Source organism: uncultured Meiothermus sp., from assembly GCF_937863175.1.
Taxonomy (GTDB): domain Bacteria; phylum Deinococcota; class Deinococci; order Deinococcales; family Thermaceae; genus Meiothermus.
This window is the reverse complement of record NZ_CALMCQ010000114.1, coordinates 1-10,244: the sequence shown is the minus strand read 5'-3', so window position 1 is coordinate 10,244 and position 10,244 is coordinate 1. Positions and strand designations below refer to the sequence as shown.

The 10,244-nt window shown below is 59.4% G+C and carries 13 protein-coding genes; 5 read left to right on the top strand and 8 right to left on the bottom strand.

Annotated features, from left to right (window positions below):
- The 3 genes from Q0288_RS04640 to Q0288_RS04630 all read left to right on the top strand — a co-directional run.
- Positions 1 to 262 (top strand): SIS domain-containing protein (locus Q0288_RS04640; protein WP_299427897.1); only part of this gene is annotated, 262 nt, incomplete at its 5' end.
- 198 nt (positions 263 to 460) lie between these two features.
- The gene (locus tag Q0288_RS04635) at positions 461 to 1,618 is read left to right on the top strand and encodes an MFS transporter (protein WP_299427894.1); all 1,158 of its coding nucleotides are present in this window, start codon (positions 461 to 463) and stop codon (positions 1,616 to 1,618) included.
- A 162-nt stretch (positions 1,619 to 1,780) separates the two neighbouring features.
- Positions 1,781 to 2,218 (top strand): CBS domain-containing protein, encoded by a 438-nt coding sequence (locus Q0288_RS04630; protein WP_299427891.1) that lies wholly within the window; start codon positions 1,781 to 1,783, stop codon positions 2,216 to 2,218.
- Between the two features lie 121 nt (positions 2,219 to 2,339).
- Here Q0288_RS04630 and Q0288_RS04625 read toward each other — a convergent pair whose 3' ends face one another.
- The 7 genes from Q0288_RS04625 to rlmN all read right to left on the bottom strand — a co-directional run bounded on the left by Q0288_RS04625 (position 2,340) and on the right by rlmN (position 9,522).
- Complete coding sequence (locus Q0288_RS04625) at positions 2,340 to 2,708, bottom strand: phage holin family protein (protein ID WP_299427888.1); 369 nt, start codon at positions 2,706 to 2,708, stop codon at positions 2,340 to 2,342.
- A gap of 77 nt (positions 2,709 to 2,785) precedes the next feature.
- On the bottom strand, positions 2,786 to 3,472 hold the full coding sequence (locus tag Q0288_RS04620) for a glucodextranase DOMON-like domain-containing protein (protein ID WP_299427885.1): 687 nt from the start codon (positions 3,470 to 3,472) through the stop codon (positions 2,786 to 2,788).
- A 112-nt stretch (positions 3,473 to 3,584) separates the two neighbouring features.
- The gene (locus Q0288_RS04615; protein WP_299427882.1) at positions 3,585 to 5,381 is read right to left on the bottom strand and encodes a DUF262 domain-containing protein; all 1,797 of its coding nucleotides are present in this window, start codon (positions 5,379 to 5,381) and stop codon (positions 3,585 to 3,587) included.
- A gap of 213 nt (positions 5,382 to 5,594) precedes the next feature.
- Positions 5,595 to 6,920, bottom strand: a complete 1,326-nt coding sequence (yvcK, locus tag Q0288_RS04610; protein WP_299427879.1) for a uridine diphosphate-N-acetylglucosamine-binding protein YvcK — start codon at positions 6,918 to 6,920, stop codon at positions 5,595 to 5,597.
- A gap of 15 nt (positions 6,921 to 6,935) precedes the next feature.
- Positions 6,936 to 7,766: an RNase adapter RapZ gene (rapZ, locus tag Q0288_RS04605; protein WP_299427900.1), complete on the bottom strand. Its 831-nt coding sequence runs from the start codon at positions 7,764 to 7,766 to the stop codon at positions 6,936 to 6,938.
- 167 nt (positions 7,767 to 7,933) lie between these two features.
- Positions 7,934 to 8,422 carry an FKBP-type peptidyl-prolyl cis-trans isomerase gene (locus Q0288_RS04600; protein WP_299427876.1) on the bottom strand — a complete coding sequence of 163 codons (489 nt, stop codon included), beginning with the start codon at positions 8,420 to 8,422 and terminating at the stop codon, positions 7,934 to 7,936.
- Positions 8,423 to 8,490: 68 nt separating this feature from the next.
- On the bottom strand, positions 8,491 to 9,522 hold the full coding sequence (rlmN, locus tag Q0288_RS04595) for a 23S rRNA (adenine(2503)-C(2))-methyltransferase RlmN (protein ID WP_299427873.1): 1,032 nt from the start codon (positions 9,520 to 9,522) through the stop codon (positions 8,491 to 8,493).
- Positions 9,523 to 9,583: 61 nt separating this feature from the next.
- On the opposite strand from rlmN, the gene Q0288_RS04590 reads away from it, so the two are divergent.
- Together Q0288_RS04590 and Q0288_RS04585 are read left to right on the top strand one after the other, a co-directional pair.
- The gene (locus Q0288_RS04590; RefSeq protein WP_299427870.1) at positions 9,584 to 9,787 is read left to right on the top strand and encodes a TraY domain-containing protein; all 204 of its coding nucleotides are present in this window, start codon (positions 9,584 to 9,586) and stop codon (positions 9,785 to 9,787) included.
- An 11-nt stretch (positions 9,788 to 9,798) separates the two neighbouring features.
- Positions 9,799 to 9,939, top strand: a complete 141-nt coding sequence (locus tag Q0288_RS04585; RefSeq protein WP_299427867.1) for a hypothetical protein — start codon at positions 9,799 to 9,801, stop codon at positions 9,937 to 9,939.
- Between the two features lie 114 nt (positions 9,940 to 10,053).
- On the opposite strand, the gene Q0288_RS04580 is transcribed toward Q0288_RS04585, so the two are convergent.
- Positions 10,054 to 10,244 (bottom strand): hypothetical protein (locus Q0288_RS04580; RefSeq protein ID WP_299427864.1); only part of this gene is annotated, 191 nt, incomplete at its 5' end.

Genomic DNA, 10,244 nt, shown 5'->3' with positions numbered 1-10,244 from the left:
CCTCGAGGCCCGTCACGAGCAAGGCGATCCCATTGCGGCTGTGCTGGCGGGCGACGATGAGCGCAAGCACTACGCCCAGGAAATTCTGGAAAACCGCGTAGACACTCTGATTGAACTCCCCGAGCCCGAGGCTGAGGGCATGTTAGCCAAAGCCCTGTGCTACTGGTATCGCGTGGCCTGGGCGAGCTACTACCTGGCGCTTTTGTACGGAGTCGAACCGGGCGACTGGGAAGTGCTGGATAAGCTAAGGCAGGCCACCTGATAAGAAAACCGTCTACGGCCTTCCATTATTCATCGCAGGGTACCGCCGTCACTGCGAGATGCCCAGCCGTTCGCAGTTTCAGACTGCTTCGCATCGTTCTGTTACCAGCAACCCGCATGCAGTGGTTGCTGGCATGGTTGATTCGGGAGTGGTTGAGGCGGATTTCTAATAAGAGCCGCCTGCCGTATGCTTTGAATCGTGCTGCCATTATTACTCTCCTGGCTTCACGCTACCAACGATTTATTCGGGGCCTTCCTGACACCTCTGCTGCCCAGGTTGCAGGATGCTTTTGGTGTGAGCTATGGAGCTGTTTCGCTGCTGGTAGCGGTGCAGGCCTTGACGGGAAGCTTGTTGCAGCCGCTGGCGGGACTGATAGCCGACCGCTATGACCGGCGGCTTCTGGCCGCACTGGGGCCACTGCTGATGGCTCTGGGCGGAGGCTTGCTGGGGTTTTTCCCGAGTCTGTGGGTTGCTGGTCTGGTACTGGCTGTTTCTGGGCTGGGTTCGGCCTTGTTTCACTCGGCAGGAGCGGCCCTGGTGGGCCAGTATGCCGATCCGGCTCGTCGGGGCTTCTGGATGAGCTTTTTTGGCACCGGGGGCTACATCGGTATTTCGCTTGGCCCGATTGTATCGCTTACCGCAGTAAACCAGGGGGGATTGCAGACCCTGGCCTGGTTCATTCCCCTGGCCCTGGTGCCTGCTTTTTTGTTGTTGCGCCAGGCTCCGCCCACCCGGCTGCAAACCAGGCCCTCTTCCTTCAGGGATTTGCAGCGGGTTTTTCGTGGACATGTGGCTCGCCTGTGGGCCGTCTCGACCCTGCGCAGCATTGTGTTTATGAGCTTTTCCACCACCATCCCGTTCTGGTTTCACCAGAGGGGGATTTCAGATGCGCAGGTAGCAATTACACTCTCCGTCTACAGTATTTCGGCAACCATCGGAGCCTTTGTGGGTGGAACCTTGTCGGATCGGCTGGGGCGACGCAGGGTGCTGGTTGGCACTATGATTTTTGCCATTCCGCTATATATCGCCTTGCTGATGGTTCCACCGGAAAACTGGTTTTATGTGGTGTTGCTGGCGATGACTGGAGCGCTGATGAATGCAGGAGTGCCGGTAGCCGTCACGATGGCCCAGGAGCACGAACCGCGTCAGATGGCTACCGTCTCGGGGCTTTTGATGGGCTTTACCTGGGGATTTGCCGGGCTGTTGTATGGGGCCGTAGGGCCGATGATCGAGCGCTTTGGGGTACTCGAGAGCTTGAGTGTGCTGGGGCTGTTGCTCATCCCGGCGCTGACCCTGTCGCTGGCGGTGCGCGAGGCCAACCCAGACCCTAAGGCGGTTGTGAGCAGCAGATCATAAAGGTCTCCCGCGAAAGCGCCACTATTGGGTTATAGGGTGAACAGGGTACAATACCCCTGCGTTCAGAGACGATAGGGTAGATGTGGAGGTCTTTGCCCTGCTGAACCCGACTTGGACCCGGTGTCCCAGTCTGTAAAAACAGCTTTTTGGAGGTGTAGAGGTATGACCAGCACGGTACGGCAATTGCTCCAGGCCAAGGGCAGTATGGTTCATGCGATCTCGGCTGATGCAACGGTCTTTGAGGCGCTCGAGCGCCTGGCCGCCTACGATGTAGGGGCCTTGATGGTGATGGACGGCAACCAACTGGTTGGCATCTTCTCCGAACGTGATTATGCCCGCAAGATCATCCTGATGGGCCGTATTTCCAAAGATACCCTGGTAAGGGAGGTCATGACCGACAACCTCATCACCATCAGTCCCGACGCTACGGTAGCGGACTGCATGAACCTGATGACCGGTAATCGGGTACGTCACCTTCCGGTGATTGAAAAGGGACAGTTGATTGGGGTGATTTCCATTGGCGACGTAGTAAAAGCCATCATGACCCAGCAAGAGTTTATGATTGCCGAGTTGGAGAGCTACATCACCGGGTCGCGCTAAAGCAAAGACCAGAGTTCGAGTGTCGAGGGTCACGCGCTGGGGCTGGGGAGTGGTGACATGCCTACGGTTATAGGCCCACCGCTTCCTTTCGCTTTACATTTGTTGCATCCTGTTTCTTTGCTCACCTCGCCCTGTGCCGATTCGAAGGCCCGATAAGCAGGTTCAGTCCAAAGCTGATAATCGAGAGCAGGATGGCTCCAATCAGAGCCTCGCCAAACCCTCGCACGTTCAGCGGGGTTAGACCTGCCACGATCAACAAAATCACGGCGTTGATCACAAAGGTAAACAGCCCCAGGGTCAGGACATTGATCGGTAGGGTGAACAGCAATAGCACCGGTTTGAGCAGGGCGTTGGCAAGGCCGAAAATCAGCCCGGCCAGCAGATAATCGCCCAGGCCACTGCCGCTGGCAAAATAGATGCCACCGTAGAGTTGGGTCACGATCCACAAAGCCAGGGTATTGAGCAACAACCGTAGCAAGAGGTCGCGCATAGCCTCAGGGTACACCCTGGAGGAACCGCATGGATATGTACTGGGGGTAAAGGCTCGAGGTAACCGCTTTCTCTCGTTCAACGCCCGGGGAAACGAAAAGCCAGCAGTATGAAGAGCACCCCCAGAGCAGCGCTCAGAACGGCCCAGGGAATACGGTTCTGGATGGCGCGTACTGGCTGTAAGACACCGCTTTGATAAGCCTGGTTCTGGCTTTGAGAGAGCACATCCACAGCGGCTGGGGCTCCTACCGGGCCATCAATTGTCCAGGTGCCGCCCCCGGGGCGTACCGGACGGAAGTGCCAGGGCGTGAAGGGGTCGTAGAGTCCTACCGTCACGTAGTAGCCATAGTCCCTCGGGGGCAGGCTGGGGGAAAGCTCGAGCCAGTCGCCATTCCTGGTGATCGGTACAACCTGCGCGCTACCATTGGGGCGGTGTTCTTCGGCTTTCCAGCCAGTAAGCAGATAGGCCCAGTCCCAACCCTGCCCTTCGGGGGTTCGGAAACCTGCGCCAGGTAGCTCTTCCTGACCCCCTGACTCGGTGTCCACAAAGATGCCGATGGTTGCCAGGGAGAAGCCATGGGGGGCGTTGCCAGGGTCGGGATAGCGGTTGAGCCTGACCCGCAATACCACCCGCTCCCCCCGGCGAAGGGCTTCAAAGCCGGTCAGGTCGGCAAAACCAGCCTCGGCAAATAGCGCCGCAGCCGGGTAGGCATAGCCCAGACCGTGGTCGTCGCCCACTGGATCGGAGAAGAGAAGGGGGATCATCTCAGATCAATGCTCATTTGTGCTCGTGATCGTTCCAGTTCAGAGGCGGGCGGGCAGCGGAACGTCCGCCGCAACCAGTTGTCAGGGCTCCGGTTTTCGAGGCGGTCGATCCTCATAGTGCCTCGAACCATGTTTTGATCTTTTGTGACATCAATCTTCGGCGCTCATCGAGAAAAGCATCGTAGTCAGGTATATCGCCGTCAATCATTGTCTCGGGTACACAGTTCATTCGAAGGTTGGCGCGCATCTCGTCGATATCAGTAATACCGCCATACTTCTGCTTGCCTCCGTTGCACTGGTCTGCCAGCTCCCCAAAGTATTTCTCTGGCGGTTTGTCGCCAATAGCGATATTAATTTCGCTCTGAGCCAAAACGAGATTGGCGATTTGATTATAGCGACCGCGTGACAGCCCCTGAGCCTTCAGGCGTTTCTTGGGAAACACGTGATGCTCGTCACTGCGGTTCATGAGCAGATCCCGTACAGTGATGTCGCGCGATAGGAACCCCTTGTCGCCGAGTTTCACCTGTGCCGCCTGGTAGGCAAGGAAATACGGGCTCTGGCCAGACGACGTGTCCATGAGTTGGGGCAGCATACCGATCCAGAAGCTATCAGGTAACTCATTCTCGATCACCGATTCAGCGTAATTTGCTGGCCCTCGCGCCTCGATCTGGCGGATGTCAAGGTCAAAGGCGGTCTCGGGGCTACCTGTGTAGCGCCCTCGTAGAATTGACATGGCGTACCAGCGCCGCACTAGGCGTTCCAGATCCGCCGCCGCCATGCCCTCTGTCCGACCACGCAGATACAAAATATAGGCAAAGTTGACCGCGTTGCGACCACCAACCAGGTTGTTTGTCACAAAGCCTGCCGAGCGAAGGATCATGGTGATACGGTCAAAGTGCGTCTTGTTGATGAAAGCGAGGATGCCTTTCTTCAACTTGCCGAATGACTCCTCGGCAACGGCCTCCTCGAACTGCTTAGTCTCGAAGTTACGACCCGACAGAAGCGCTACAAGATCTTGAAGCCTGCCGCGCCCGAACTCTGATGTGAACGCCACGCGAAGCAAATCGGTATAGGTCGGGTCGTATATCCCATCGTTCGTGTCCTTGAGCCAGCGAATTTGCGGCAAGAACTCGGAAGCGGCAAAGGCCCTATCGTTTTTCTCGATGCGAGAGAGGAACTCTGGTGCTACTGCCAGGTGGCAAAAGTAGTCAATGGCTTTGCGCAGCAAGTTGCCACCGTAGGTCTCGTTGACCGCAATTTTCGACATCGCGAAGTCGGCTTGTGATAGCTCGGCGCCGGCTGAATTCACACGGATAAAGATTTCAGTGACAGTCTCAATATCGAGTTCTTCGGCCAGCTCGATCACACCGACGTGGTTGTTGGTAATCTTCCGGAGTTTCTCCAAGACACGCGAGACGCGCTTGCGGTCGGCAGCAGGGTTTTTCTCGGAGTAGGTGTCGGTGAGTTCGGTAAGACTGGCCTCCGGCACAAAGACCTCCGCCACGTCCTCGATCCAGGACACATCCTTGCGAATCGCCGGGTTGGCGACTTCAAAGCGCTCCTCCAGCGGGTGGAAGGCGATGCGGATGCGTGCCGTTTCGTAGTCTTTGGTCAACACCTCGCGGCCGAGCAATGCCGCCATGAGCGCAGTGACCCGCTGCTGGCCGTCAATCAGGATTCGCTTGCCAACTGACGGAGTGCCGTCCTTTAGCTTGACTGTTGGGTTACGCCAGGCGATCAGATAGCCAACTGGATAGCCCTGGTATAGCGAGTCAAGCAGGTTGCGAACCTTGGTCGCCTCCCAGACGAAGGGGCGCTGGATCTCGGGGATAGCAATTTCCCCAGACTTAACCCATGTGAGGAGGGTCTCAATGGGATGCGGAGTGACAGAGTAGCGCTGCGTCGCCATATTTTAAGTTCCCGTTCTCACAAGATCCTTTAGATTGTTTACTGCATAGCCTGGAGCCATAGCAAATGGGGACTCAAGGCCACACCCTACCCTGTCTTTCGCACAACATCAAGTGGATGCAGCAAAGGCTATCGGCTATTAGACCATCGGCCATTGCCCAATCGGGCCTTCCAACCAGCCGGTCATCGGTATAGACCCTTTTACGATGCTGCACTAGCGCAGCGCCATCAGAGTTTTGACCAGGCGGATGGGGTCGTGTTGGGCAAAACCGGGCTCGAGGAAGTCGTCGGCAACGATCTGCACACCCTGGCCCTCGAAACGCTTGGGGTTGAAGCGTACCGGCATCTGGCCTTCGGCCCGGTAGCGTCCCAGCAGATCCTCGGGGATGCGGGTGTTGTTGACCAGCACCACGTTTGGTTTGCGGCCCAGGTGTTGTTCGATGGCATGAAAATGGTCGTAGGCATCCATGCCTTCGGTCTCACCCCGCTCACTCATGATGTTGGCGATGTAAACCAGTCTGGCCCGGGACTGCTGAATAGCCACCTGGATGCCCTTGGGAAGGAAGCTGGGGATTACGCTGGAATAGAGGCTGCCGGGCCCCAGTACGATCATCTCGGCTTTTTGCAGGGCCTGTACTGCTTCGGGCATGGCCGACACACTGCCAGGGGCCAGCCCCACTTTGCGGATGCGTCCCGACTGCTCCCGCAGGGCGGTCTCACCCTGTATCCGTGTGCCATCGTCCCGGTCGGCCCACAATTTGGCAGCCTCGAAGGTGGCGGGCCATACTGCGCCGCGCAGGCGCAGCACCTGGTTGGCCTGGCGCATGGCCTTGGCGAAGTCGTTGTTAAGTTCGGAGAGCGAGACCAGCATCAGGTTGCCGAAGGTGTGGCCCTTGAGCTCGTCGCCGCGTTGGAAGCGATACTCCATCAGATCGGGGAGCCCTTCGGCGTCGGAAAGGGCGGCGAGGCAGTCTACCAGGTCACCCACGGCCGGAACCCCAAACGAAACCCGCAAGCGCCCGGTGGAGCCCCCGTCATCGGTGACGGCTACCACTGCGGTGGCGTTGGCGGTTTCCATCTTGAGGCCGCGCAGTACACGTGAAAGCCCCGTCCCGCCGCCCAATGCCACTATGCGAGGGCCGGCCTCGAGCCTCCGGCGAATATAAACCTGCTTGGAGACCGAGCCGGGGTCGGTAATAGCCGAGAGCATGCTGCGGTTCATCCAACGCAAGCCCAGCAGGAAAAGCGTGAGTCCACCCAGGAGCCAAAGCCCACCCGAAACCCACAGCGGGATAGAAAAGTAGCCGGCCCAGCGCGTGGTCTGCAAAAACCAGGGGAGCAGGGTGGTTTGCCAGGATAAGTGAACTACCCCGGTAAACATGCCCAGGAGCCCCAGCAAGGCCAGCAGGGCATAGCGCTTGACCCGCATGCCCGGCAACAGCCAGCGCAGAACGCTGTGGAAACGGTCATCGGCGGGGTTGGCCCGCAGGCCCTGGGTCAGCGAACGCAGGCTGGGTCGTTTGGCTTTGTTCCAGATCATGTCAAGTGGCCTCGCTCAGGCAACCACCGCTTTTTCCAGGTCGCGGTGTTCCACTTCCACCCGGAAACGCCCCGAGAGCTCCTGGGTCAGACGCTCCGCTACCGCCACGCTGCGGTGTTGCCCTCCTGTGCAGCCTATAGCTACAGTGTACGCTGCCCGCCCGGTCTGGCGTGCGCCCTCCGCCGAAAGCCCGATGGTGGCTAGTAAGGTGCGGTAGAAAGGCTCATGTTTTTTTTCGGCGAATACATACGCCGCCACCTCGGGATCGGTGCCGGGGCGCGACTTAAGGAGGGGGTCGTAGTGGGGGTTGGGAAGCGCCCGCACATCCAGCACCAGGTCGGCGTCCTGGGGGGGACCCCATTTGAAGCCAAAGGAGAAAATTCGCAGCAAAAAGCCTTCTTCTTCGCCCAGAGCAGCCTCGAGGGACTCCTTGAGCTGTCGGGGGGTGCGCTCGGAGGTGTCAATTACCAGGTCGGCCCGGTCGCGCAGGGTGGCCAGCGCCAGCCGCTCCTCGTCAATCTCGCGCAGTAGATTGCCCATCCCCAGCGGGTGCAGGCGGCGGGTAAGGTTGTAACGCTTGAGCAGGATGTCGGACTTGGCTTCCAGGTAGATGATGAAGGGCTTAAGCTGGGTCAGGACGGCTTCTACTTCGTCCAACAGGTCGCGGGCACGAATGTCCAGCACCACCACTACCTTGTGAATGCCACGGGCATCCACCGTTTTGAGCAGGTCGCCCCAGAGCTGGGGAGGAATGTTGTCCACCGAAAAATAGCCCAGGTCTTCCAGGGCCATCCTGGCCGAGGTCAGCCCGGCCCCGCTCTGTCCGCTCAACACCACAAACCGCACTGGCTTCACCACGCTCCCAAGGCTAGATTCTTAATGTCGCTGGAGGGACAGTTTGCAGCAACAGCAACCGTCGGCAAACTTCCCCAGCCAGTATACCTCTGGCTGCCCCAGAGCACCGGGTAATCTGCTCAGCGCGCCCTGGCGGCTGGCCCACCAGCCGGGGGATTTCAGCGAATTTCCAGCAACTCCACGTCAAATATCAGCGCCGAATTGGGGGGAATATCGGGGCTGGGGCTGCGCTCACCGTAGGCCAGGTGAGCCGGGATAATCAGCCGGCGCTGGCCCCCCACCCGCATTCCCACAATGCCCGAGTCCCAGCCGGGAATCACCTGGCCCGCCCCCAGGGTGAACTCGAAAGGGGTGCGGCCCGGCTGGCAGGAGGTGTCGAACTGGGTACCATCCACCAGGCGTCCAATGTACTGCAAGCGCACGGTGTTGGCGGTCATGGCCTGGGGGCCGAGGCCTTCCCGGGTGTCCTCGAGCCGGAGGGTAGTGATGCCCTCGTTGGTCAGGCCGGTAGCGGCGGCTGGCTGGTTGGCGCAGAGGGTGCCGGTGCCCACGCTGGCCTGAGGGGTGCGCTGTCCAAATAGCAGGAAAGCCCCCGCGCCCAACAAAGCCGAGACTGCAATTATGATGAAGATGAGGTTACGGTTCATACCACCGCCCATTGTAGGGGCTTTATATGAAAGCCGTTAGGGTTGGGGAGTTTAAAACGAGGATCGGCTCAGGCGGGCTGCTTCAGTGCAAGCTGCCCGCAGGCCGCGCCTACATCCCGCCCCCGACTCCAGCGCACTGAGGTGGGGATGCCCAGCCTTTCGAGAATCGTGGCGAACTTCAGGATGTGCTCTCTGGGGGTGCCCTGGTGGGGTGCGCCCTCCCAGGGGTTCCAGGGGATCAGGTTCATGTGGACGCTGATGCCCTTGAAGTGCTGTGCCAGCGCCCGGGCCTGCCAGTCGCGGTCGTTGATGCCCCGCAGCAGGGTGTACTCGAGCGTGACCCGGCGTCCGGTCTGGGCATGGTAGTGCCGCACCGCCTCCATAATCTCGGCGATGCTGTAGCGGTGGGCGGTGGGGATGATCTGCTGGCGGGTTTCATCATCGGGGGCGTGGAGCGAGAGGGCCAGCCGCACCTCGAGCCCCCCTGCAGCCATCTGGTAGATGCCTCGAGGGATGCCCACCGTGGAAAGGGTAATCCGGCGCGGGCTCATGGCCAGCCCCTCTGGGTGCAGCATCCGCTCGAGGGCGGCAAACACGTTCTCCACGTTCAAAAGCGGCTCGCCCATGCCCATCAGCACCACATTGCGAATCTCGCGGGGCGGGTGCTGCTGGTGGTGGGCGGCAAACAGAATCTGATCCAGAATTTCCGCGGCGGTCAGGTTGCGCCCAAAGCCCATCTTGCCAGTGGCGCAAAAGGTGCAACCCGCCGGGCAGCCCACCATGCTGGAAATGCAGATGGTCTTCCGGTTGAGGTAGGGCATATAAACCGCCTCGGTCTTTTTGCCGTCCAGCAGTGTATAGAGATACTTCACCGAGCCGTCCTGGCTCTGGTAGGGCGTCACCTCGGCAAACTCCGAGATGCGAAACTGCTCGGACAGCTCATCCCGTAAGGCCTTGGGCAGGTCGGTCATCTGATCCCACTGCCGCGCCCCTCTTTGGTAGAGCCAGTCCGCAAGCTGACGCTGGCGGAAACCCTCGCCCGGCAGCTCGGGGATAGGCAGGGTGAGCAGCGAGGTTTTGTCTTGTAGCAGCGAGACCATAACGACTCAGTATAGCCAGAGGAAGTGGGAAGGTGAACCTCCGTGGGATTCTTGTGTAGCAATGCTTGCCATCCGCATACCCAAAGAAATTGAGGAACGCCTGGAAATGCTGGCGCAAAAGACCGGACGCACCAAGACCTATTACGCCCGGCAAGCTATTGAGCAGTACCTGGAAGACTGGTATCTGGCGGTGGAGCGGCTCGAGAAAAACCTGCCTGGCATTTCCCTAGACGAAGTGAAGCGACGCCCTGGGTTACAGGATTGAGTTTGACCCCCATGCCGAGAAAGGACTGGGCAAGCTGGTTTGGTACCGCAGCCTGTCGCATCCTGAAATTTCTACGCGAGCGGACTACACCCCCCGACGACCCACGCCGTATCGGCGAAGCCCTGCGCGGTCTGGAAATACCGGGTAGGTGACTACTGCCCAATTGGCCTGATCCAGGATCAGAGAATCACGGTTTTGGTTTTACGTATCGGACACCGCCGGGACCTCTACTGCCAGGCTGAGGAAAGCCAAAGGAAAAAGTTTCGCTATCTGCGCCATTCCCGCATGCGCTCGCGCAATTCCCTGGCGTACCTGGGGTTGCGCCCGCCGCCCAGCGCGGCCAGCCCCCCAATCACAAAAAATGCAAAACCCACCGGAAAGGGCTTTACCAGTGCCGCGGCCAGAATCCCCGCGACCAAAAACCCCAGAGCCACCCGGCTACGCCCGGCAAAAAAAC